Source organism: Ktedonobacter racemifer DSM 44963 (assembly GCF_000178855.1).
GTDB lineage: Bacteria > Chloroflexota > Ktedonobacteria > Ktedonobacterales > Ktedonobacteraceae > Ktedonobacter > Ktedonobacter racemifer.
This window is the reverse complement of sequence record NZ_ADVG01000001.1, coordinates 685964-709025: the sequence shown is the minus strand read 5'-3', so window position 1 is coordinate 709025 and position 23062 is coordinate 685964. Positions and strand designations below refer to the sequence as shown.

Genomic DNA, 23062 nt, shown 5'->3' with positions numbered 1-23062 from the left:
TTGTGGCTTATTCCTCCTGCTCAATTTAGTTGCCGGGGCTATGCTCGTATCTGCAACACAACCTGGCAAATAGCCTCTACAACGAGATCGGGCACATCGCGATTGAGCATGTGCCCACTCTTCTCCGCTCGCATATGCTGGCTCTTTGAGGAGAGGCGAGCAAGCTCTCTCTGCATTTGCAGCCATGTCAGTTCGATCTCTTCTACGACTCCAGGTGGAAACTTGGCTGGGTCGCGGTCGGAGTGCCCACGACTGATGACCATGAGCGGGAGGTCATCAAGGGAGTGGCAGTGGCGCATAAGTGCGCTATTGGCGCGGTGGTCGAATTTCTCCTCGTTTTTGTTTGGATCATTCCAGCGTGTGCTGAGTATGTGACGTAGATGTGCCAGGTGGCTCAATTCATCCTCTTGCTCAGGTGGCAGTACCGCCAGCAAGCGCTCGCGTTGTTCCTCGTGCGAGGCATCGAGGAGAACCATACCCGCGACCTCTTCTGGATAGTGCTCCCGGTAAAAGCGTACCGTCAAGCCTCCCATAGAATGGCCCACCAGCACATAGGGTCCTGGGATAGAGGCATGAAGTAATAATGCATGCAGGTCTCGTGCGATATCTTGTATCGTTCGTGGCGTGGGTGCCGGATCACTGTAGCCCAGGCCTGCTCGATCATACCAGACCACGTGAGTCAGGGCCGCAAGGCGTTCAGCAATCTCATTAAAGACGCTACCTGCGGCACCTAGCCCCATTTCTAGCACTACTGTTGGCTGTCCCCGCCCTTTATTGCTTACTGCCAATCGGCGCTCGCCAATATTGATCAGCCTTGGCATAAACTGCCCCCATAATTGCTTCTGCGAAAGTCTTTCTATGCTTAGTATAGAAGACTACTGTGTTCCTGGCTCAGGTATTGTCGTAGAAACTCGCGTTTAGGTATTGATCCGTTTGGTTAACTTTGGTTGGTTTGTTCATTTGTGCTTTGCTTCTTCGTCTTAAAGATTGAGTAGGCAACAACATCCGTTGCGTCCGCATTGCGGGCGGATGTCTGGTGTATAGAGTTGGGTGATGTATGCCTATGACGTATTTTTGATGGGAGAGGCTATGTTATGGCGTATTTTCTAGCGAAAACCGATCCAGAGACCTATGCTATTGAGCAGTTAGAGCAGGAGCAGCGTACGACCTGGGATGGTGTGCGCAATGCCCAGGCGGTCCGCTTTATTCAAACGATGAAGCCCGGCGATACTATGTTGATTTATCATAGTATGGGAGGGGCGGCGCTTGTCGGAGAGGCGCGTGTGATCTCAGAGCCGAGACCTGATGAGCATGATAGCAAGAGCTGGGTAGTTGATGTTGAGTTTGTGCGGCGTTTCGCTACGCCTGTAACCCTGCGCGAGATTAAAGAGACCCACCTGTTTGACGATTGGAGTCTGATTCGGCAGAGCCGCCTTTCGACCATGAGTGTTCCCGAAAAATTTGTGGAATGGCTGCGGGCAAAACATATTCTAGAAGTACGCTGATAAGGAGTTCCGAACGATGGATACCGAAGCCCTCTGGTATGTCGATGGACGCTGGGTGCATCCGCACGAGGCCACGCTTTCAATCAATGATGTCGCAGTCCTACGGAGCTACTGTGTTTTTGAAAGCCTGCGTACCTACAATCGCCGCCCCTTCCACCTCGATGAGCATTTGCGCCGGCTCTATCGCTCGGCAGAGCTTATCGAGCTAGATATTCCCTATACCTCTGAGGAAATTGCCAATGTGGTGCGGGAAGCCATTGAACGCAACCGTTATACACACGCCTCGCTGCGTCTGCTGGTGACCGGCGGCACAAGTGAGGATGGTGTCTTTCCCAGTGGCAAACCAGTCCTGGCAGTGCTGGTCACACCCTTGCCCGAGCGAGATATGCAGCGCTTCGAGCGTGGCATCAAGGTCATTACCACGCGCATGGAGCGCGAGATGCCCGAAGCTAAAACCTCAAGCTACCTGGCGGCGATGCGCGCCCTGAAAGAGGCCCAGCGACGTGGAGCAAGCGATGCTCTGTATGTAAATGCCGTGGGCCATGTGCTGGAGGGGACGCGGAGCAACTTCTTTGTTTTCCGTGGAGATACGCTGATTACGCCACGCTCTGAGATCCTGATGGGGATTACGCGCCAGGTCATTGTAGAGCTGGCGCAAGGACGTTTTCCTATTGAAGAGCGCCCCATCCTTCTCAGTGAGCTCGCGGAGGCAGACGAGGCTTTTATTTCATCTTCCTCACGTGAGATCACACCCGTAACCCATATTGATGATGCCCCGATTGGTGAGGGCAAGGTGGGAGCACGAACCTATGAATTAGAGCAACGCTTTATCGCTATGATCGAGCGCGGCAATTTCTAATGTCGAAACAAACTTGCTTAACATATTATTGGGAGCTATATGCCAGTTCAAGCTATAATCTTTGATCTAGATGAAACCCTCATTGAGGATCGTCAGGCCACGCAGTGCGCCTTGCGTAAGGCCTGTCTCTATGCACAAGCGCGCGTTCAGCTTGATAGCGCGCGGTTGCGCATAGATGCTTACAGACACGCAAAACTACTCTGGGCAGAGGCCCCCACCTACGCCTATTGCTATGCCATCGGCATCAGCGCGTCAGAGGGGATGTGGGGCCGCTTTGAGGGTGAGGCTCCAGACCTCCAGGCGCTCTTCCAATGGGCGCCTGTCTTCCAGCAACTCCTATGGAAACGCGCTCTGGCGGAGCAGGATATCATCAATGATGCGCTGGCCGAAGCGTTGGCTGCCTGTTTCCGTGAGGAGCGCCGGAGCTGTTATCGCGTTTTCTCTGATGTAGAAGCGGCGCTGAGCACGCTAAAGCAGCGGTATGCGCTAGCTCTTCTGACGAATGGCGCACCCGATCTACAGCGAGAGAAGATCCGTGCTTCTGGTCTGGAGTCGTATTTTGATACGATTGCCGTATCGGGTGAGGTTGGTATTGGTAAGCCTGAGCCGGAGATATTTGTGCATGTTTTGCGGGAGTTAGGCGTTGCGCCTGAGCAGGCGGTCATGGTCGGCGATAGCCTGCCCAGGGATATCGCCGGCTCCTATCACTCTGGCATGCGTGGTATGTGGATCAATCGCTATGACGATGCTTGTCAGGAGGAGTACCGTCCAATGATTGCTTCGCAGATCTCTGTGCTGGACGAATTGGAGGCTGTACTCTAGCAGGCACACAACGCCTGCTGTTGACCTTACATTTCTGAATACAAAAAGAACAGGCAGATGACTTGCGATGATATGTGCAAGCCATCTGCCTGTTCTCATTCATGTGCACAGCAGGGATGAGGTATAGCTAGCTCAGGCGGCGCCGCCGAGCGGTTGATGAGAAGTCTTCTTGCCTAGTATATGCAGAGCGGATGCCTTCAGGCGTTCCTCGCTGCGCGCACCAAAGCCTGCCAGCTGGCGAATGCGTTGCTGCTGCGCGGCGCGGAAGAGCTTCTCGGGCGAGTCGATACCCAGTTCCTCGTAGAGACGGATCGCGGTGTAGGGGCCGACATGTTCGATATTCATTAAGGCCCGTACTCCCGCGGGTAGCGCTGGCATACAAAGGCCATTCTGGAAGGTCATGGTTCCGCTCTGGGCCAGCTCGCGGATGCGTGTACGCAGCCTTTCTCCCACACCGGGAATCGTCGGTTCCTCGTTGCGTGCCAGGATATCGATCACCGACTCGGACAACTCAAGAACGCCTCGCGCGGCATTGCGGTAGGCTTGGACGCGATAAGGGTTGCCGTTTTGCGCTTCGATCAGGTCCGCGATGCCTGAGAGAACCTCCGCAATCTGGCGATTAGAAATTTTTGGCTTTACTTCGATCTCCGGCTCCAGCCCTGGTAGCATAGGTTGTGAAGGACGCTTGCTTGAACGGGTAGGGAGCGACGGCATGATCTGGATGGTTTGTGTTAATTGAAAAATGCTCATATGTACACTAACCTCCGGCCCTGCAGGGGGCACATTTATGATAGAGAAAAAGAATAAGCAAACGTGGTGGTAAATAAGTGAGTAATAATCCGTTAGTGTACGATGCACATTGAAATCTTGTTCTAATTATAGCATGAAACGAGCTCACTTTCAAGTCTTTTAATCTTCAATTAGCTCTACAAGCCAGACCGCGCCACAGGCGGTTGCAATTGACAGCGGTGTCGCCAAAAAGCGCGTCATTTTGGAGTGTTTTTCGACAATCTGTTCTAATGTTTTTTGCTTTGAAGAGAGGCAACGATGCTCGCCTTATTCTGCTTGAAGGCGCTCACGCATCCTGATAGTTGAACCATTCAATTTTTATATAGGCGTGGCGAGAAAACCACGAGGCTGAAGGCCTCGTGGATGAATTGCCGGACCGCCTCTTGTTCTTTTGAGCAAGAGACGATCCATTGACTCAAAAAACTCTGCCCGAAGGCAGGTGGTGCGTATCCCTTCGCTATGACCACGAAGGGAATCCGGCTTCATCTCGACAAGGTTCAAAAGGCTTTTTACACCGAGAGCACCGGCCCTTTCCTCAAGCCTACTTAACTCTCAGCGACAGAGCAGCGGTCTGATGCGTCAACCGCAGGTGTCATGACCTATCGAACGTAGCGCCCATTTCTGGGGCTGAGTCTGGTGAACTCAGACTTCCGAAGAAGCTACTGAACCAAATCTTCAGTGACTTCCGAAGAAGCCGCTGCGTCTTTAGCTCAGCGGTAGTTCACTGCTGCCACTGTATTCCCTATCTGCTATTCTATTCTTTTTCTGCCATAAAAAAGGGGGCAGTCTGTTGCCGACCCCATAGGCATTAAGTTAAGAAAAGATGACAACAAAAAGCTCCTTGAAAGATGATGAAGGTTGATCAAATCATCATCCATCAAACAAGGAGCCATCAGATGACCAGTGTAGCACAGCTTGAGCGCATATTGAAACACGTCTTGGAAGAGCGAGCCAATGCATTGGCAAGAGAAACCGGCTTCGTGAAACGAGAGCGTAAGCTTACAGGAGCCGATTTTGCCCAAATTTTGCTCTTTGGACACTTGCATACCCCACAAGCAAGCCTGGATCAGTTGACCCAGGCGGCTCAGCTTCGCCAGGTGCAGATCAGCAGTTCGGGGCTGCATCAGCGCTGCACGCAAGAGGCAGCAAGGTTTTTGCAAGCAGTGCTCTCTGAATTGGTGGAACAGGTTGTGAGCGTGCAAGCGGCCCCCATTGCCCTCTTCAAACCATTCAAGCAAGTGATCGTTGAGGACAGCTCGACCATCATTCTGCCAGCCGCTCTCAAAGAGCTGTGGCCGGGATGTGGTGGAGGCAGTCAAGAAAACAGTGAACGCAGCCAGGCGGCTCTCAAACTGCATGTGCGTTGGGATGTCAAACACGGGCAACTCATGGGACCACGCTTGTCAGCAGGGCGAGTGCATGAATTGCATGGTACGCGTGAGTCAGGAGCCGATTGGCCCTGGCAGTTTGTACGTGGCTGACCGGGGCTACTGGAGCCTGGCTCACTTGCGCCACCTCCACGAGCAGAAGGTGCGCTTCTGCCAGCATCCGAAAGCCAACACGGTCTTTTGGGATCGAGAGGGCAAGCGGATTGAGCTGGAGAGCATCTTGCCTCGCATGATTGGGCAGGTCAAGGTAAAGCATGTCTACTTAGGAGCACAGAACCCCTTGCCCGTTCGCCTGCTGATGGTACGCGTACCTGAAGAGGTGGTAGCACAACGACGCGAGCGCTTGGCTCAAGAGGCAGCTGATAAAGGTCAGGCAGTGAGCCCTAAGCAATGGGAATTGGCAGCGTGGACACTCATTGTAACCAACGCTGCAGCCAAACATGTGGGACCAGCACACGCCTTGGTGATCATGCGTGAACGCTGGGTGATCGAGCTGCTCTTCAAGCTCTGAAAAAGTCAAGGACACATTGATGAGTGGCGATCGCAACATCCCTGGCGAGCGTTGTGTGAGCTGTATGCCAAACTAATGGCAGTTGTGGTCCAACATTGGCTCCTCTTGTTTGGGTGTTGGCAGGATCCCTGGCGCAGTTTGGTGAAAGCCTCCGCCGTGGTGCGATCTCTGGCCCTACAAGGGTTGGAAGTGCTCTGTGGCTTTTGCCGCTTGCGCCTGCTGGTCGACTAACTCTCTCGAATGATGCAGTCGGGCTGTCGGGTCAATCCTCGCTCGACTGAACCCTGCTTGACTCAGTTGCTTCTCGATGGTCTCGATTGGCTCTTAACTTAATGCCTATGGGGTCAGTCTGTTGCCGACCCCTTTGGGGCATACTATTCTACGTTTGCTTTTAGCCGCCAAAGATTTGGTCGACGTTGTCGGCCGCGCTCTGTTTTATTTCATGGCTCACGTGTCCGTAGAGGTCCATCGTCATCGCAATCTTTGTGTGGCCAAGAAGTGCTTGCACTGTTTTCGTTGGTGTGCCTGCTGCGATCAGGGCGGTAGACACGTTATGGCGAAGATCGTGTAGCTTGACATCAGGAAGGTCGTGGTACTTGAGGAATTTTTTGAGCTGTGCACGAACCAGGCTATCCCAGGTATGCCCGCCCTTCGTATTGGTGAAGACCAGGTTGTGATCCTGCCATTCTGGAGCTTCTAAACGCGCTTCTATCTGATTAATACGATGGGCTGAAAGCGTCTTAAGCGCCAACTGTGAAAGTGCAATCTCGCGCTTACTGCTTTGCGATTTGGGATCTGCTTCAAAGCGTACGTGATCCTCTATATCATAGCTGAGTGTTGCATCAACGCTCAGAACTTTCTTTTCAAAGTCAATGTCATCCCAATGAAGCGAGAGGGCCTCGCCAATGCGAATGCCAGTTGTGATCAGCAAAAGGGTGATCGCACCGATTTGCCTTTGGCTGTGGAACAAAAAACTTTCATCAAGTCTATTCTCGCTCTGCTCTATAAGCAATTTTGCCTGCTCTTTGGTCAGGATGGGGTATTCGCGTTTCTTGACCTTGGGGAGCTTTACATGATTGCAGGGGTTCTTTGCAATCTTCCCCGTTGCACGCGCTCTTTTAAGTCCTGATAGCTTTGTACAGGGCCTTTGGCGCGTTCATTGGCGACACCAGTACCCAGGGTGGTAACGATGGAATCCAGGCTTTTAGACATAGACAGGTTCTTTTCTGGTCTGAGACCACAAAACTAGTAAAGAAACAAAGGAGAAACTTGAAGACACATTCTTCCCAAAACTTTTAGGCTGTGACCAGCGCCGCATACGAGGGGGTATCAGGCGCTTCAAGAGGAGTAGCTGGTAAATAGCGTGAAATGTGGGCAGTTTTTGAAGGGTCTTGCTCAATTTCGGTAGACGTTGAGTTTCTCCAAGAGAAATGATAGCTCTTTTAGAGCACAAACCGAAGCGTTTCCCAACCTTCTTGAAGAGTCTCCGCCGAAATTGAGCAAGACCCGCTTTTGAGGTGAAACGTGGGAAATCGGAGTCAATCACGGGAATCGACGATTCCTTGCCTGGGAAATCTGTGGAAATCTGCTCCCCATATCGCTTCTTCCATCGACACCTTGTCCATTGGGGACGTCGCGCGCACTGGGCTGGGACTCGACCGCAAGAGTCTCCTTGGACGTTTCTCGCGTCTGCCTTTTTCATCATACCCAGACCCGTGAGAAAGGACGGAACGACCAACAACGAGAAGCCACCACTGACGCTCGCAAGAACGGTTTTCTCTGAGAGAAGAAGTAAAAGGAGCCGCTTTCTCAGCGCTGTTTCCTCACGTTTCGAGGATGTTCTGCTTCTTGAGCGTCTCTCGCTATTGCTTGTGCTCGTGTTCCTTCGAGACCTGGTACTGGAGTCCAGTCCAGCTTGCTTGTTTCTCACAGATATCACATCATTTCACTAGATATGCTTTCGGTTCGAGCAGGAATGCGTCTTCGTTCTCAGGGATGGGGGTACGTGAAAGGGAGAGGTACCACCGTATGTCCAATGCCAAGCAGACTAAGCGTCTCACTCCTGGGTCGCGTGAGACGCTCCTCACCATTCTTGAGACCCTTCCTGATGCCTTCTTTGTCGTCGATGACGCCGGGACGATTGTGTATGCTAATGCGAGCGCGCAAGCCATGAGCGGAGCCACACCAGAGGATGTATGTGGCAAGTCATTGTGGTGCGGCGCTTCCCACCTGGTGAGCACCGCACTCTATCAGGTTATCCAGAAGGCCAAACAGACCCAAGAACCAACCGAAGTGGAGTATGCTTCTCCCGTGACCCGGCACTGGCTGCACGTGCAGCTCGCGCCGACCGTTGGGGGACTCATGTTGCAATTCCACGAGATGAGAGCACCAGCACCACGCCAGGAGACGTTTCCCCGGGGCGAGCGTCTCTGCATCGGTGACCTGGATGGCTTGCCTACCTGGATCGGGATTCTGACCCCTGAGGGGATCGTGTTGGACATCAATGCGGTTCCGTTAGACGACGCGCAGGTCCGACGCGAGGAGGTGATTGGCAAACCGCTGGCCGAGGCCCCATGGTGGTCCTTTGCTCCTGCCAGTCAAGAGTGGCTCCGTGCCGCCATCGCGCGAGCCAGCACGGGAGAAACGGTGCATTTCGAGGTCCTGCTTCGCCCGAGGGGAGGAATAGTCCTTTCCTTTGAGGGCACGATCACCCCCCACATGGATGCGGATCACCACGTCGAGTACCTCGTCATCGCCGGCATCGACATCACCGCGCGCAAGCAAGCCGACGAAGCCATCCATACCCTGATCGATGCCATTCCCCAGTTGGTCTGGATCGCAAGACCCGATGGATCGATCACCTACAACAATCAACGCTTGATCGACTATTTGGCGATGACCCTCGAACAGGTCGAAGGGGCTGGCTGGCTGGCTGGAGTGCATTCTGATGACCGGCACCGGGTATGGGAGGCGTGGCAGACCGCTATCCAGACAGGCGTGCCCTATGAAGTGGAGCAGCGCTTGCAAGACGGCACCAGCGGAGCGTATCGCTGGTTTCTGGTCCGAGGCGTGCCGCAGAGAAATGCCCAGGGCACGATCCTGCACTGGGTTGGCACCTGTACCGACATCGATGAGCAGAAACGAGTGGAACAGCAGCTCAACGAAAGCCGGGAGAACTGGCGGGTGCTGGCCGAAACGGTGCCTCAGCTTGTGTGGACATCATTGCCAGATGGCTTTGTGACCTACTTTAATCAGCGCTCTTTTGAGTATACGCATGCCGCTTTTGAGCAACTCCAAGGCTATGGATGGTATCAGTTCGTGCATCCTGAGGATGCTGAACGTCTTGTAGCTCTTCGTCGTCATGCGTTCGCAACGGGTGAAACCTATGAGGTCGCAAATCGTGTCAGGAATGGCCAAACGGGCGCGTATCGCTGGTTCTTAACTCGCGCCATGCCGGTGCGCGATGGAATCGGCCAGATCGTCAAGTGGGTTGGCACCTGCACCGACATTGAAGACCAGAAACAGGCCGAGCAGAAGCTTAAAGAAAGCCGAGAGAACTTTCGTGTGCTGGCCGAAACGCTGCCGCACCTGGTCTGGACAATGCAACCCGATGGTCGCCTCGATTACGTGAATCAGCGAGCTTGTGACTACATTGGTGCTTCTCCCGAATACATGCTGGGCGATGAATGGTGGCAATTCGTGCATCCGGATGATTATGAGCGTATTCAGGCTCTTCGACGTCATTCGCGCGAAACGGGGGAACCCTATGAGATCGAATATCGTTTGAAGGATGGCCAAACGGGAGCGTATCGCTGGTTTTTAGGCCGCACCTTGCCGGTACGTGATGACACAGGTCAGATCATCAAGTGGTTGGGCACCAGCACCGATATTGAGGGCCAGAAGCGCATCGAGGAATCCTTGCGCCAGAGTCAGGAGCGGGTGAGTGTCCTGATGAACTCCACCATGATCGGGATCAACATCATCGAAAAGGAGCAGATTGTGGACGCGAACGACACTTTTCTACGCATGACCGGCTATACATGTGAAGACCTGCGTGCCGGGCGCATGAACTGGATGCGCATGACGCCTCCAGAATATCTGGCTCGGACTCGTCAGGTTCATCAGGAACTGGCCACCCAGCAGTCGGTAACATATGAGAAAGAGTACATCTGTAAAGATGGCAGTCGCCTTCCAGTGGTCGTGTGTGGGGTTGTCTTAAAGCATCACCCACGCCAGGCGATTGCCTTTGTGCTGGATAATTCGGCGCGCAAAGAGTTGGACCAACGCAAAGATGCTTTTATCAGCATGGCCAGCCATGAACTGAGGAACCCGCTCACGGCCTTGAAACTGCAGACCTCCCTGCTGCACCGGCAACTGGCCAGGCAAGGCATCCCGGCATCGGCTCCGGCTCTTTCCAGCATGGAGACCCAGATCAACACCGTCACCCGACTCGTGGAAGAGTGGCTGGACGTCTCCAAGTTCCAGGCGGGCAGACTGGAGTACGTCCGGGAGAGGGTGAATCTCGACGAACTGCTGCGGGAGATCGTCGACACCATGCAGCAAACTCATCCCAGTCATCGCATCCTGCTGCGTGGCGCAGTGCAGACCAGCCTGATGGCGGATCGAGACCGGCTCGGACAGGTTTTCACCAACCTGCTTAGCAATGCCATCAAGTATTCTCCCGGTGCAGAGACGGTCGAGATGGACCTGAGTACCTCTGAAGAGACGGTCACGGTCCGTGTCTGCGATCATGGCCTGGGCATCCCACGAGAGCAGCGAGACAAAATCTTTGAACGGTTCTATCGGGCCTCTGGTCCCAGGCAGAAAGCGATCCCTGGTTTGGGCATGGGACTCTACATTGTGGCGGAGATCGTCAAGCGTCATAGGGGAACCATCACCGTGGACAGCACCGTCGGGAAAGGATCGACCTTTACGGTGACTCTTCCCAAGAAGAGGGATGCCTGAGCAGGGAAAGAATACGACACGTGTCATTGGGGGTCTACACGACACCGCGCGTCTCCGGCTCTTTGAGCCAGGCGACGAGTGAAGAAAGCATGACACGGCGCACACCGTCACTCAGTTTGACTGAGGGAAGGCCATCGCGGAGGTAGTCATAGACCTTGGGGCGCCCAACTCTCAGGTACTGCGCCGTCTGCTCAATGGTGAGCGCGCGCTCCTGGGCAAGATCGAACGGTGGTTGTTTGGGTGTGGCATCGGTAGCGCTCTCTTTCCTCTTGCGGCTTCGTCGGGTTTTCTCTGGGGAGCTAGAGGAAACAGGTGCTACAGGAATCAAAGCATGTGACATAGGTATTTCTCCTTCTGAACTATTCACACAAGAGCAGTGAATAACGCCAAATCGACATCAAAGGAGCGCGTGTTACTAGACCGCGCCAAGTATGATTTTCGTTGTATTTATGAATGCCTCTTGAGTTTGTCACCGGTCTTATAAAAAAATCAGACCTTGCTAAAGGCATCTTGTAGTGCTTAATCACTTTAAGTTCAAATCTTGTTTTTTTGTTTAGATACTCTAAAGCATCTAAGATACCTAACTAAAAGAGAGTAACTTAATGAAGCTGTCAATGTGTGGTAAGATCATTTGTCTTACGGCCTTCAGCGGTTTGTTTGCTCTATTGCTGCTAACTGGTACAGCACGCCCAGCAGTAGCTTCTAGTGCAATCCAGCCGTTACCGTGTTACGTCGCTCCTTGCCCGTATATAGATGATTATGGCCAGTTAATCGTGCCACGTCGCCCTGTCAGCTACTCGCAGTTCCCCATCTATCCTTGGCCCGTTTACACGCCTCAACATCCTACCTATCCTGGTCCATACACTAACGCCAACATTGCAACTTGTGTTTCTTTTAGCAACTGGTAGCACTGGGACGGGTGGCAGCAGTTGTGCTGGCGGTGGTTATGGTGGTTGTGGCAACGTTGGCCCGATTAGCCCTACTGTTCCCGGCAGTTCCAATCTGGATTGCGCTTGCAGTATGTGCTATAAGGGCTGGATATATCTACGCCAACATGTCAGCAAGAGCATGCCCATGCTGAATGGTGTGCCCAGTTTCGGCTTCAATTGCTGAAGCTCGTTCCATCACAGCCCTACCCTCCTGGGTGTAGTAGCCAGTACGTAACTGCTCGGGACTCTTGAGGAAGCACATCACGCACGACATCCGAGAGTCGCCTTCCACGTCCGTTTCATACATGTCCTTCTGGGTCATGCCCTGAAGCTCATAACAGTAGTGTGGCTCGACCCGGTAAGCTCGCATCTTCTGAAAGACCTCGATCCGTCTCCAGCAAAGCACAGGCCGCCATTCATGCATCCACCCTTGTTTCAGGCCAGAACGTTCACGCCAGACAGGGAGCTTTGCGCGTCCACGCGATTCTAAGGCCCGCTCGCCCAGGCAAATCACGGGATGATCCCCCAGAAGTTGCGCATGAGCCCTAGCCCACGAGTTGAAGTTGTCACGCTTGAAGTAGGATGTACAGAAGCGAACCGACAGCGAGGGCCAGGCTTGCCGCCATTCCACCAGGTCAAGCACACTTTCTACTTGGCGCAGGTACTTCGCTTGGCGAGAGCCACACGCCCGACACCAGGGGATAGAAAGTGTGGCACACGAGATGAGGTAGCGATGGTGGCACTCCAGGCATTCATAGCCGCTATATGTTGCCTGGGTGCAGTAGAGCGGAACGCCTAACCGTCGACAAACCGTTTCACAGTATTCCACCGTTCCAGGCCAGTCCTCCAGCACAATTTGATGATGAGCAATCACCAGTTCACGTGGGATGGTTTCCAGTACCTGGAGCAACATGGCGATGCTGTCTTTCCCACCACTCACCGAGACCACAATCCGTGTTGGTTGGTGCTGGCCAGCAATATATTCATCCAGAACAGAGATGTTTATTGTTTCACCTCACAAGAAAAGCCCTTACAGCTGGTGCTATAAGGGCTGACAAAACGGTAAAAGAAAGCTTGTCGGGTTCATCAAAGTAGCGGGGGGCACTCCAGCCAATTGCCTATGCATCTGACCTGAAAAAGGAAAATAGGAGTGTTTGTCCCAGTCTCATTTGGCACGTAACTGGGAATATGGTGTACGTTTCTCTCCACTTTGTTTGCAGATACACATGAATCTGTTTTTGAGGAAGCTATACTGGTGAGGGACGGATCTTTCCCTGGCTAATCTGGTGCGTACGTGTATCTTGGAAAGAAAAGAAAGCTTTGGACTGGGGTAAGGTAGGAGTGGATAATGGTTAATTTTTTCATAAAAAAGAGCGTGATTCCCATTGTTGCGAGCTTGGTACTCTCAATGTTGCTTTTGTGGGGTATGCCATCAACGGCGTTCGCTGCTTCTAGGCAGGCAACAGTCACCACGAGCCTCAAAGGGGCACCATCTTCCCTGGCAAAGACACGCAACGCGATAAAGGGTGGCTATGGGTACCCCCTCTCGAAGTTCCCAATTCGTCTCAATTCTCAGGTGAACAATCAATACAAAGAGGGAAACGGCAACAATAGTAATAACAGCTACTACTGGGGGATTGATCAGGGCAATAGCGGAAATCTGGGATATAATGCGGGCAACAATCAGGACAACGCTAGCAACAGTGGGGACCAGGTCAACAATCAGAAAAGTATTATTGGAACCCAGATCAATAGACAAGTGATCCGCCGAGGAAGCGGCAGCAACAATAATAACAGCTACTACTGGGGAGTTGATCAGGGCAACAGCGGGAACCAGGGTTATAACGTGGGCAACAATCAGGACAACGCCAGCAACAGTGGGAACCAGGTCAACAATCAGGCAAACGCTATTGGAAAGCAATTTAATGCTGCGGGAAGCAAGGTGAACAATCAGGGGAACACTATTGGCTATCAGGAAAATCATAACACGTACAACTTGCTCCCCGACCTCCTTCATAGTCTGCATAGTCTGGGAGGCAAAGGGAATTATCAGGGAAACACCGTGAGGCATCATGAAAATCATAACACGTACAACTTGCTCCCCGGCGTGCCTCTTTTGGAACTAACAACACACCGTTAGAAAATGGAAAAGCCTGTATAGCACCTGCTATAAAGGTTGGCCAAACGGCACGGGAAAAACTTCTCGCGTACATCAACCTAACGGGGTGCCACGCCAGCTGATCGTCTGTGCATCTGAACTGAAAAGAGACAGGAAAAGCGTTCCTGTCTCTTTTTTGGTGCGCCACTGAGAACGTGGCGGAATTCAGCCCTATGTCGTTTGCAGATACAAATGGATTAGTTTTTGAGGAAGGTACACTGGTCACTGTGAGAGGTTATCCTGGCGAGCCCAGTACGTACGTATTTCTTGAAAACGAAAAGGAAAGATTTTTGTCTAGTGTCAGGATGGGAGGAGAGTGTGGTGGTTTCTTCGTTCAAAAAAAAGTGTTTGATCCTCATAGTTACAAGCTTAGTAATCTCACTGTTGTTGGTATCAGGTATGCCAACAACAGCGCTTGCCTCTTCAAAGCGGGCAACAGTCGCCATGAGCCCCAAAGGGGCAACCTCTTTCCTCGCAAAGAGAGGTAATGCAACAAAGAATGGCTATGCGTACACTCCCTCGAATTTCGAGAATGGTAAAAATTACCAGGTGAACACGCAATACAAACAGTCAAACACCTACGACAGTTATAACAGTTACTATTCAGGAACTAACCAGGCAAACAGCGGGAATTCTGGATATAATGCGGGCTACAACCGGGACAACGGCAGCAACAGTGGGAACCAGATAAGCCATACCAAGTACACTTTTGGAAACCAGAAAAACACACAAGTGATTGGCTCAAACGGTCCAGGGGGTGCCGACAATGGGAATAGCTATTATTGGGGAACAGATCAAAGCAATACCGGGAATTCGGGATATAACGTGGGATACAATCAGAACGACTACAGCAACTATGGGAACCAGATAAACAATTAGGTGATCGCTATGAAGATGTCATTTCACATTCCGGGGTAGTCAGGAGAATACCCTTCTGAAGACTCCCCGTGCTAAAGCAGCGGGGGTTCTGAGCGTTCCGTCCACGCTTCCAGCCTCCCTGCTTGGGCAAGGAACGCTGGCTCTTGTGTGGGTCCACTCAGACTTTTGGGCAGACGCGCTCCGGCTCTGGAGATGCCAAAGCTTCGGGGCAAGATCTGCCCCTCTTTCGCGCGTTGTGCTGTACGCTCGTGTGCTGCCCGCAGGCGCGCCTCCGCACCCTCCCAATACCCCTGGTATCGGGCACACGAGGGAATGGGGTCTGCTGGATCAAGGTAGGCGGCAAGAAAGGCCGAATACAGGTCTCGTTGGACGGGACCCACGCCACATGTGCACTGGTGCCAGCGCTGGGAGAGGGGCTTCTTGACCCGTCTGCCACAGCCATGGCACCATTGGCTCAGCGCCGTCGTGCGTGTGGAGACCTCGATCAGGGTGCCGCCCGTGCTTGCAACGGTGCGTCTCAATAGTTCCACAAACATCCCTGGTGCTCGCAGTCCCACGCTCTTGCCAAACTGCTTCTGCCACGCCTTGTAGGAAATCTTTTCGAGAATGACGGTATTACCCATCGCCACGACTTCATGCACCTTGCGCCCATGCAGGCTCTTGCGGTGCGCTGCCAGCCTGCGCTCTTTGCTCGCCTTGCGCCGTCTGGTGGCCTGGTAGCGCTTGCTCTGCTTCCACCGCAGTTTCTGCTTGCCCTGCTTTTTGATGCGCCCCTTCTCGTCATAGTGCTCAGGATTGGCGGCTCGCCTCTGCCGATCCATCTGCCGCTGCAGGCGACGGATGGCACGGGCCTGGGGAGCCAGTTCGGCACAGAACACCTCCAGGCGTGCCTCCCCTTCCTGAGGAACAACAGCCAGGCTCGAGGGTCCCAGATCGCCTCCTACGATGCTCTTGCCAATCGTGTGCTTGGGTTTGTGGTGGGGCTTGCCTTCCAGTGCCAGTTGGACAACGTAGCGGTAGCCCTGCGCATCGGCACCAGCCGCTCTGGAGCTGCTGGCGGGGCGTTGGATGAGGCGGGCATACTTGATCCGGTGCCCCAGACCATGGGTCACCACCTCATCCTTCCAGTCGATGACGGCAGGCAGGTGGTCTCCATTCCAGAGCAGATACCCTGCGTTTCCGGATTCTGGCGGCAGCAGGATAAAGCGGAGACTCGTATCGTTGCGTTTGTTCTCGATGCTGGAGAAGCCACGTCCTCGGCTCTTGAAGCGGACCCGTTTGGCCTTGCCCAGGCACACCCGGTTGAGAGCGCGGTAGGCGCGGGTGGCCAGCGTTTGCGCCAGCACCGCCTCGATGTGTTCGGCAATCCAGCCCACGCGCAGTCCTTTGACCGCTTCATGCAAGGCCGCTTCGGTGAAACCATACGTCTTACGCAAGGCAGAGAAGGCCGCTGCTCGCTCCGCCTTGTGGGTGCGAGGAAGGGCACGTGCTTCTTGCCAGGCGGGATCAGCCCGCATACGCCTCAAACGCGTTTGGCCTTGGGAGAGGATGGCATTGTAGAGCTGACGGGCGGCTTCCAGGTGGGCGCGCAGGCGGGCGGCTTGTCCTGCATCGACGACCAGAGGCAGCTCGAGCAGAAAGGTGGGGGTCGCAGGCCGTTTCTCCTGCTGCTCTTTCTGCTTTCTCGGTCCCTGGCATTTCTTGGGCACTTCCGCTCCTCCTTTGGACGCACACGTACGATCAATCATCGTGCGTCTATTGTACCAGAGAGACCGGAAGAACACAAGTTCTTTTGGCATGTTTTCTCCTGTTCTCTTCTCGCACGCTGAGGGTGGCGATTCATCCCCGGCATCAAATGACCGGGGCTTTATCGCCACCTTCTCTGTAAAGGAGCCAGCCCTTATAGCAAGTGCTATAAGGGCTGGCTCTATCTACGCCACGTTTCAGGCTTGAACACATGCGCCACGTTGTTGGTGCATATTCCTCCACTTTGTTTGCAGATGCAAATGAGTCAGTTTTTTGGGAAAGCTACACTGGCATAGTGAGAGATTATCCTGGCTACCCGGTGCATAAGAGTTTCTTGAAAACGAAAAGGAAAGATTTTCGTCTAGCGCCAGAAAGGGAGAAAGGTGTAATGATTTCTTCTTTCAAAGAGAAGAGCGTGATCCTCATTGTTACAAGCCTGGTAATCTCAATGTTGCTTTTGTGGGGTATTCCATCAACGGTGTTCGCTGCTTCTAGGCAGGCAACAGTCTCCATGAGCCCCAAAGGGGCAACCTCTTCCCTCGCAGGGACATACAATACAACAAAGAATAGTGATGGGTACACTCCCTCGAAGTCCTCCAATGGGAAAAATTACCAGGTAAACTCGCAATACAAACAGTCAAACAGCTCCAACAGTAATAACAGTTACTATTCTGGAAGTCACCAGGGAAACAGCGGGAATTCGGGATATAACTGGGGCTTCAACCAGGACAACGGCAGCAACAGTGGGAACCAGGTAAGCAATAATAGGCACACTTTTGGAAACCAGATCAACACCCAAGTGATCGGCTCAAACGGCCCAGGAGGCAACAACAATAATAACAGCTATTATTGGGGAGTTGATCAGGGCAACAGCGGAAATGAGGGATATAACTGGGGCTATAATCAGAACAACAGTAGCAACAGTGGGAACCAGATAAACAATTAGGGGAATGCTATTAAGATGTCGTTTAACATTCCCGTGTAGTCAGGTAAACAATCAGGGGAACCACCGTTGTAAAGGAAAAGCCCTTATAGCACTTGCTATAAGGGCTGGTTATACCGCCTTGTAGCAATGGCTGATACTGACTCGGGTATTATTGAAGTGAGGCGATAACCCGGTCCATCAGCAGTCTCATGATGGGTGGGGTAACGGCATTCCCTAACATTTTGATTTGCTCTCGACGAGTACCTATCAGAATGTACTCTTTCGGGAACGCCATTGCGGCCTGGATCTCTTTGGGCGCGAGCACCCGAAAGCCGCAATCCTCAACCTCAATCTTCTCTGCTGGGCTCTGACTCGTTACCAGGGCATGGCGCGCAAGCGTTGTCACCGTCGGTGCAGCTTCCTGTAATTGATAGCAAGCCGTACATCAGCGCCTGCGGCGACGGCTCCCGTGGTGGACCCACCTGCACCGCAGAACATGTCCGTTACGGTGAGATCGAGGGTCATAGGCTACCCTAGTATGTATCTCCTTTCCCTGGACCGTTCTTTACGCGCTTTCCTGAAGAATAGTGCTAAACCCGCGCCAATACTTGAGGAATGTAGCCTGGTCCATGACTTGCATATTGAGGCGTGAAGAGTCGACGAGGCGTACTGTCTGCTCATCTCCCCCGGCCAGGACAACAATATGGCCTCCACCAAAGGCCGGTGGGGGAAAGCTGACGATGCTTGGCTCCCCTCGCTGTGCCAGCGCGATCAGCTCATCGAGGCTGCGTACATGGCTGATCGCAGTACCCAGTCCAAAGCGTGCGGCTGTTCGTGTAATACCCTCGTCATCGAGCATGCCCAGCTCTACAGGGATGGCATTGATTGCCAGTTGTGCGTGGAGGATGTCTGTGAGGCGGTAGGTCTCCCGGTGTAGTAGTTGATGACTACCGCGAGCGAGGCAGAGGAACAGGTCGAGAGATGCCAGTCGTCGTATTCCTGCTGACTGGCGTACTGGCTCACATCCCACTGGTTCACGCGTACGAAGTGGTGTTGTTCCTCTCTCCGGTTGCGTAGCAGCTGGTGACGCCGTGACTGAGGGCGATTGCGTATGCGTCGAGCGTTCACAGCTCCAGATGTTTAGAAAAGGAAACTTCCGAAGAGGGGAAGGCTCGGTGATCCCTCATGGTCCGCTTAGGCTCGACGCTGTTGTCCCTGCGCTGGCTGTGGCTGGCTGGCAGTGGTGCCGTTCCCACCTTTACGGGCCTGGAGGCAAGTCTGACGGGCACTCTGGAACTTCGTGGTATGCTGGGTGCGAGTGGTCCGCAGTGCGCTGCGTGCAGCTTCCTGAGCCAGCGCCCTGGAGCAGGCGCGCCCGATCTTGCCGTACACTACCGCAGCCTCGGCGGATGTGGCCGTGTTTTCAATCTCCTTGATCATTTCCTCTGAGAGCTCCTCCAGGCGTTTGACTTCGGTTTCTGAGAGCATGTGTATCTACCTCCCTGCGCTCAATATAAACAACAATCATATGAGAGGGCAGGGGCCGCACCTCTGAGCGCAAAAGGCGCGGCTAACCCACGAGAAAGGATGCCTATTGCAGTACCAAGAACAAAACTTACACCTATATATGTACAAAAGCGTCAACTACTTTTGAGGGAAACGCCCAACGTTGGTAATTGCATGACTTTTACTCTCACATCATTTCTGCCTTTTCTGATACTCTTGAGCAAAATACCAAAGTTTGGTATTTTGCGTGGCGAATCTTATATACGTCTGTATTATTCCAATCGCATCTTTAGGGATTAATCTGCCAAATCGCCATTGTGGTCTGCCGAGCAGCGAAAGGTGGCAACCCGCGACGAGAAAACCGTGATTCTAGGAGACAGCAAGGATTGGTGAAAAAGGATGTCCTTGCACACGATATTTTTTCCTTCCAAGTGCTATCGTAATAGATGGAGGGAGGTGAATTGCTGTTGAGATGGGTGCATGTGCTCGCAACCCGAAACGATGTTGGGGGAGGAGCGCCCATCTTCTTTGGCGTGGTTTCTCGCGCGTACCTGGTTGATTCCATTCTGGAGAAGGAAAGACGAGATGGGCCAGCATCGGCAATAACCAGCTGTATCAGGGCGAAAAGAGCCTCTGTCATGCTCGCAACTCGGATCGTGTCTTGCCTCACAACCCGATGCCATTGTGGTGTGGGATCGGGCAGGCCCGATCAGCTCTCTCAACGCACAGCATGTACCTTCTTCTTTGAGAACGCAGCCTCTGGATTGGGGAAAGGGAGCGCGATTGAGCACGGACTGAATCTGCGTTGAGCGTTCAGCTTCTCCCCTACGCAAGGCGCTCATCGAACGCCATCATGGTAGCGTTGGTATGCAGAGCGCCCCCAACCGGGGAACAACGTTTGGGTTGACCGTACCGATTGTATACGACCTGCAGATGCAGACCATTCGCCACGCCCTGGCCGACGAGAAGTCAAAGTGAGGACCATCAGGAGAATTGAATCTCTCCAGAGAAAGAAGGTGTGTCTTCGATGAAGAATCCACAAGACCCTAACCTCCACCCAGAGAAACAGGGTGCTATGTCCGGGGAACTGCCCATCCAGCCCGACAGTACCGCGCTGATGGTCTCGTTTTTGCTGACGCTGAACATCCTGGCTGCCTTTCTTGATCTCTCACCCGATGCCCTGATTGTGGTTGACACAACAGGCATGATTGTTCTGGTGAATACGCAGTTGGAAATGCTGTTTGGTTATGGCCATGACGAACTGATTGGCCAGACAATAGAATGCCTTCTTCCTGAGCATCTGCGTGCGGCCCACGTGGCCAAGCGAACGCACTACATGCAGGCAGCGCGTCCTCGCTTGATAGGCGCCGGGCTCGACCTGGTGGGTCGGCGCAAAGATGGCAGCCAGTTTCCCGTCGAGATTAGCCTGCGGCCCATTCGGATCGAGCACACCCTGCATGTAATGGGCGCGGTCCGCGATATAACCGCTCAACGTGAGGTGGAACGCGAGCGCATGCGGATTCTCCAGCGCTTGCGCCAGCAGGACAAACTCATCAGCCTGGCCCACGATGCGATCCTGGTGCGTGATGCAGAGAACCGCATCCTTTCTTGGAACGAGGGGGCTGAGCACCTCTACAGGTGGACAGCTCAGGAGGTCACGGGCAAGGTCTCCCATACGCTGCTCCAGACGCGTTTCCTCATCTCGCAGGAGGCGGTCGATCAAACCCTGGAGCAGCACGGCCAGTGGCAAGGGGAGCTCATCCACACGTGCCGGGATGGGACCCAGGTGATCGTCGAAAGCCGCCAAGTGCTGGTGCGCGATGAGCAGGGAGCGCCTTCCGCTATTTTGGAAATCAATCGAGACGTGACTGAGCGTCGTCGCCTGGAACATCTGGAGCAAGAGGCACGTGCCGACATGGATGCGCGCTTGCATGTCTTACAATCGATCCTGGATCGCTTGCCGAATGGGGTCTTCCTGGTGCAAGGGCCTCAATTGCGCTTACTGATGGCCAATGATGCGGCGGCGGCTCTCTGGGGCGCAGAATGGCCACGAGGCCAACCTCAGGAGGAGTTTCTCCAACAACAAGGCATCCATCTTTTCAACGCGAATGGGCAACCGCTCCCCATGGACGACTTGACAGGCGCCCGTGCCATGGCCTCTGGTGAACCCGTGCTCTACCGCCAGTTGGGGATCCGACGACCTGATGGCACCCGTCTTCCGGTCGTGGTGGATGCGATCCCCTTTACGAATCTCTCTCTGCTTCCTCGTCTTCCCCAGGAGATGACACCGGCGCTTCCTTCAGCAGAGCGGGTGGTTCTGGTGGTCTATCAGGATGTGAGCGCCCTCAAAGAGGCGGAGACGCTCAAAGACCAATTCATCAGTCTGGCAACGCATGAACTACGCACTCCCTTGACCATCGTCGCGGGCTATGCCGATCGCCTGCTCATACGCGCGGCCCGTGGGAAAGAACATGGGCTGGACGAGTGGCAGCGTGAAAAGGTGCAGGAGATGAAGCAAGCCTCGTGGCAATTAGCCAGCCTCACGGAGGATCTGTTGGATGTGACGCGGATGCAGGCAGGCCAGTTCGCGCTGGAACGACGCTCGACCGATCTGGTTGACCTCACCCGGAAGGTGATCCAGCGGCTCCAGGCCACCACAGACAAGCATCAGCTCGATGTCCAAGCCGCTCCGCCCCAGCTCTGGGCAACGGTCGATACCTTCCGGATCGAACAGGTCCTTTCCAATCTGCTTTCCAATGCCATCAAATACAGTCCAGGCGGTGGTCCCATCGAGGTGATGCTTGAGGAACACGCGGAGACACACGAAGCCCGTTTCCGTATCCGCGATCAGGGGATGGGGATTCCACGTGCCCAGCAAGCGCACCTCTTTGGACGGTTTGTCCGTGCCGAAAATGCGCGTGCCGCTGGCATCCGTGGAACAGGACTGGGTCTCTATCTGTGCCGGGAACTGATTGAACGGCATGGAGGGCACATCGACTTCGAATCCGAGGAAGGGGTTGGCTCGACGTTCTTCTTCTCTCTTCCCTGCCACGAACCTGCCCCACGTTGAGGGAGGAAGTTGACATCAAGCCAAATTAACCTTCGTACTGACGCAGCGCCAGATTATGTGAGAGAGCCTATTTCGCTGAGAGCGCTGAGCCTCATGATGAGCGATTTGCGAAGGAAACGGTAATTTTTAACTAATAAATGACAGTAAATGTCATTTAAACGCATTACTGATAAATGACAGTAAAAACCCTGTACCTTGTCTTAGCACACGCGTCCATGATCAACCAGATGTACTGCCGCGTCGATTGTGGAATCTGGCATCCTCATTGCTCACCGCCAACCCTGACTGCATGTGCCAGGCATCTGCCTCCACAGTTATAGCCTGCCAGCGCTTTGGCATAATCTTTCCCATTGGCTTGATAATATCTAGCCATCAACTGGGCCGCTGCATGCAGGGCCTGGTGTGGGTCAGAAATTCAGGTGCTCATTAGCACTGATGTCCTCTCCGAGGGGCAAAACCTGCAAGACGCAGGGATCGTCATTAACTATGACCTGCACTGGAATCCTGTGCGTCTCATCCAGCGAGCAGGGCGTGTTGACCGTATTGGGAGTTCCTTTGCACACATCATGCTCTACAACGTTTTTTCAGAGCGGAGTTGGAGAGTCTCCTCGGTTTGGTACAGAAGCTCTCTACACGCATTGCACAAATCGATCAGACCGTAGGACTAGACGCAAGTGTCTTGGGTGAGGTCATCTCGCAGAGCTCGTTGGAACAATTACGGCAATTGTATCGCAACGATCAGAACTTGCTGCAAGATCTGGAGCGCCAGGCTGAGCTCGTCTCTACTGAGGAGATGAAGTTTCCACTCATCAACACCAAATCAGTAAGCTCTGAGAGAGCTTTTGGTTAACTCGAGTGAGGCTCAAACGCCTTTTGATGATGAGACTGGAAAGCATGAGCAACCGGACAAACGAGCCCCAAAGAGTTGCGTGTCAATGAAGCAGAGGTCAGCCACAGTGAGGGTTATGCTGCTCAGAAATTCCCCTCAGCATCAAAATGGCGGATGAGCC

At 53.6% G+C, this 23062-nt stretch carries 26 protein-coding genes; 14 read left to right on the top strand and 12 right to left on the bottom strand.

Annotated features, from left to right (window positions below):
- Nucleotides 1-38: 38 nt before the first annotated feature.
- A complete protein-coding gene (locus KRAC_RS03320) occupies nucleotides 39-821 on the bottom strand; it encodes an alpha/beta fold hydrolase (protein WP_007904491.1) in 783 nt (260 codons plus the stop codon).
- Nucleotides 822-1094: 273 nt separating this feature from the next.
- Between KRAC_RS03320 and KRAC_RS03315 the strand changes: the two genes are divergently transcribed.
- Genes KRAC_RS03315 through KRAC_RS03305 form a run of 3 tightly spaced genes read left to right on the top strand, consistent with a single transcriptional unit; the run spans nucleotide 1095 to nucleotide 3186 of the window.
- The gene (locus tag KRAC_RS03315) at nucleotides 1095-1505 is read left to right on the top strand and encodes an EVE domain-containing protein (protein ID WP_007904490.1); all 411 of its coding nucleotides are present in this window, start codon (nucleotides 1095-1097) and stop codon (nucleotides 1503-1505) included.
- 16 nt (nucleotides 1506-1521) lie between these two features.
- Nucleotides 1522-2364 carry an aminotransferase class IV gene (locus KRAC_RS03310; RefSeq protein ID WP_007904489.1) on the top strand — a complete coding sequence of 281 codons (843 nt, stop codon included), beginning with the start codon at nucleotides 1522-1524 and terminating at the stop codon, nucleotides 2362-2364.
- A gap of 39 nt (nucleotides 2365-2403) precedes the next feature.
- The gene (locus KRAC_RS03305; protein WP_007904488.1) at nucleotides 2404-3186 is read left to right on the top strand and encodes an HAD family hydrolase; all 783 of its coding nucleotides are present in this window, start codon (nucleotides 2404-2406) and stop codon (nucleotides 3184-3186) included.
- 132 nt (nucleotides 3187-3318) lie between these two features.
- Here KRAC_RS03305 and KRAC_RS03300 read toward each other — a convergent pair whose 3' ends face one another.
- Nucleotides 3319-3936 (bottom strand): helix-hairpin-helix domain-containing protein, encoded by a 618-nt coding sequence (locus tag KRAC_RS03300; protein ID WP_083814500.1) that lies wholly within the window; start codon nucleotides 3934-3936, stop codon nucleotides 3319-3321.
- A 935-nt stretch (nucleotides 3937-4871) separates the two neighbouring features.
- On the opposite strand from KRAC_RS03300, the gene KRAC_RS70700 reads away from it, so the two are divergent.
- The 3 genes from KRAC_RS70700 to KRAC_RS68895 all read left to right on the top strand — a co-directional run bounded on the left by KRAC_RS70700 (nucleotide 4872) and on the right by KRAC_RS68895 (nucleotide 6105).
- Entirely contained in the window at nucleotides 4872-5456 is a 585-nt protein-coding gene (locus tag KRAC_RS70700) for a hypothetical protein (protein ID WP_040441860.1), read from the top strand.
- Nucleotides 5395-5874, top strand: a complete 480-nt coding sequence (locus tag KRAC_RS68900) for a transposase (protein ID WP_157506293.1) — start codon at nucleotides 5395-5397, stop codon at nucleotides 5872-5874. The genes KRAC_RS70700 and KRAC_RS68900 overlap by 62 nt, the downstream gene beginning before the upstream one ends.
- A gap of 75 nt (nucleotides 5875-5949) precedes the next feature.
- Nucleotides 5950-6105, top strand: coding sequence for a hypothetical protein (locus KRAC_RS68895; RefSeq protein ID WP_157506292.1), 156 nt, complete (start codon nucleotides 5950-5952; stop codon nucleotides 6103-6105).
- A 160-nt stretch (nucleotides 6106-6265) separates the two neighbouring features.
- On the opposite strand, the gene KRAC_RS03280 is transcribed toward KRAC_RS68895, so the two are convergent.
- Nucleotides 6266-6907 carry a site-specific integrase gene (locus KRAC_RS03280; RefSeq protein ID WP_274532103.1) on the bottom strand — a complete coding sequence of 214 codons (642 nt, stop codon included), beginning with the start codon at nucleotides 6905-6907 and terminating at the stop codon, nucleotides 6266-6268.
- Nucleotides 6908-6942: 35 nt separating this feature from the next.
- Nucleotides 6943-7086 (bottom strand): hypothetical protein, encoded by a 144-nt coding sequence (locus KRAC_RS70695; RefSeq protein ID WP_157506291.1) that lies wholly within the window; start codon nucleotides 7084-7086, stop codon nucleotides 6943-6945.
- Between the two features lie 816 nt (nucleotides 7087-7902).
- Between KRAC_RS70695 and KRAC_RS03275 the strand changes: the two genes are divergently transcribed.
- Entirely contained in the window at nucleotides 7903-10839 is a 2937-nt protein-coding gene (locus tag KRAC_RS03275; RefSeq protein WP_007904486.1) for a PAS domain S-box protein, read from the top strand.
- A 34-nt stretch (nucleotides 10840-10873) separates the two neighbouring features.
- On the opposite strand, the gene KRAC_RS75400 is transcribed toward KRAC_RS03275, so the two are convergent.
- Nucleotides 10874-11179: a helix-turn-helix domain-containing protein gene (locus KRAC_RS75400; protein WP_007904485.1), complete on the bottom strand. Its 306-nt coding sequence runs from the start codon at nucleotides 11177-11179 to the stop codon at nucleotides 10874-10876.
- A gap of 704 nt (nucleotides 11180-11883) precedes the next feature.
- Nucleotides 11884-12708, bottom strand: a complete 825-nt coding sequence (locus tag KRAC_RS03265; RefSeq protein ID WP_274532079.1) for a phosphoadenosine phosphosulfate reductase domain-containing protein — start codon at nucleotides 12706-12708, stop codon at nucleotides 11884-11886.
- A gap of 408 nt (nucleotides 12709-13116) precedes the next feature.
- On the opposite strand from KRAC_RS03265, the gene KRAC_RS03260 reads away from it, so the two are divergent.
- Nucleotides 13117-13908 (top strand): hypothetical protein, encoded by a 792-nt coding sequence (locus tag KRAC_RS03260; protein ID WP_007904483.1) that lies wholly within the window; start codon nucleotides 13117-13119, stop codon nucleotides 13906-13908.
- Between the two features lie 336 nt (nucleotides 13909-14244).
- Nucleotides 14245-14805 carry a hypothetical protein gene (locus KRAC_RS03250; RefSeq protein ID WP_007904482.1) on the top strand — a complete coding sequence of 187 codons (561 nt, stop codon included), beginning with the start codon at nucleotides 14245-14247 and terminating at the stop codon, nucleotides 14803-14805.
- Between the two features lie 71 nt (nucleotides 14806-14876).
- Here the strand turns inward: KRAC_RS03250 and KRAC_RS03245 are convergent, their stop codons facing one another.
- The gene (locus tag KRAC_RS03245; RefSeq protein WP_075164231.1) at nucleotides 14877-16514 is read right to left on the bottom strand and encodes a zinc ribbon domain-containing protein; all 1638 of its coding nucleotides are present in this window, start codon (nucleotides 16512-16514) and stop codon (nucleotides 14877-14879) included.
- Between the two features lie 248 nt (nucleotides 16515-16762).
- On the opposite strand from KRAC_RS03245, the gene KRAC_RS60635 reads away from it, so the two are divergent.
- On the top strand, nucleotides 16763-17497 hold the full coding sequence (locus tag KRAC_RS60635; RefSeq protein WP_007904479.1) for a hypothetical protein: 735 nt from the start codon (nucleotides 16763-16765) through the stop codon (nucleotides 17495-17497).
- A 148-nt stretch (nucleotides 17498-17645) separates the two neighbouring features.
- Here the strand turns inward: KRAC_RS60635 and KRAC_RS03235 are convergent, their stop codons facing one another.
- The 4 genes from KRAC_RS03235 to KRAC_RS03225 all read right to left on the bottom strand — a co-directional run bounded on the left by KRAC_RS03235 (nucleotide 17646) and on the right by KRAC_RS03225 (nucleotide 18964).
- Entirely contained in the window at nucleotides 17646-17882 is a 237-nt protein-coding gene (locus KRAC_RS03235; protein ID WP_040441852.1) for a DNA cytosine methyltransferase, read from the bottom strand.
- Nucleotides 17883-18041: 159 nt separating this feature from the next.
- On the bottom strand, nucleotides 18042-18335 hold the full coding sequence (locus KRAC_RS70685; RefSeq protein ID WP_157506289.1) for a cysteine peptidase family C39 domain-containing protein: 294 nt from the start codon (nucleotides 18333-18335) through the stop codon (nucleotides 18042-18044).
- An 8-nt stretch (nucleotides 18336-18343) separates the two neighbouring features.
- Entirely contained in the window at nucleotides 18344-18604 is a 261-nt protein-coding gene (locus tag KRAC_RS70680; protein ID WP_157506288.1) for a hypothetical protein, read from the bottom strand.
- Between the two features lie 66 nt (nucleotides 18605-18670).
- A complete protein-coding gene (locus tag KRAC_RS03225; RefSeq protein WP_007904475.1) occupies nucleotides 18671-18964 on the bottom strand; it encodes a hypothetical protein in 294 nt (97 codons plus the stop codon).
- Nucleotides 18965-19620: 656 nt separating this feature from the next.
- Here KRAC_RS03225 and KRAC_RS70675 point away from each other — a divergent pair.
- Together KRAC_RS70675 and KRAC_RS03215 are read left to right on the top strand one after the other, a co-directional pair.
- Nucleotides 19621-19791, top strand: a complete 171-nt coding sequence (locus KRAC_RS70675) for a hypothetical protein (RefSeq protein ID WP_157506287.1) — start codon at nucleotides 19621-19623, stop codon at nucleotides 19789-19791.
- Nucleotides 19792-20009: 218 nt separating this feature from the next.
- Nucleotides 20010-22052, top strand: a complete 2043-nt coding sequence (locus KRAC_RS03215; protein ID WP_007904473.1) for a PAS domain-containing sensor histidine kinase — start codon at nucleotides 20010-20012, stop codon at nucleotides 22050-22052.
- A 262-nt stretch (nucleotides 22053-22314) separates the two neighbouring features.
- Here the strand turns inward: KRAC_RS03215 and KRAC_RS79250 are convergent, their stop codons facing one another.
- Entirely contained in the window at nucleotides 22315-22467 is a 153-nt protein-coding gene (locus tag KRAC_RS79250) for a transglycosylase SLT domain-containing protein (RefSeq protein WP_420795790.1), read from the bottom strand.
- A 4-nt stretch (nucleotides 22468-22471) separates the two neighbouring features.
- Between KRAC_RS79250 and KRAC_RS79245 the strand changes: the two genes are divergently transcribed.
- Both KRAC_RS79245 and KRAC_RS74380 read left to right on the top strand, forming a co-directional pair.
- Entirely contained in the window at nucleotides 22472-22714 is a 243-nt protein-coding gene (locus tag KRAC_RS79245) for a C-terminal helicase domain-containing protein (protein WP_075164159.1), read from the top strand.
- Nucleotides 22666-22902 (top strand): hypothetical protein, encoded by a 237-nt coding sequence (locus KRAC_RS74380; protein ID WP_040441846.1) that lies wholly within the window; start codon nucleotides 22666-22668, stop codon nucleotides 22900-22902. Before KRAC_RS79245 ends, KRAC_RS74380 begins: the two co-directional genes overlap by 49 nt.
- Nucleotides 22903-23062: the final 160 nt, after the last annotated feature.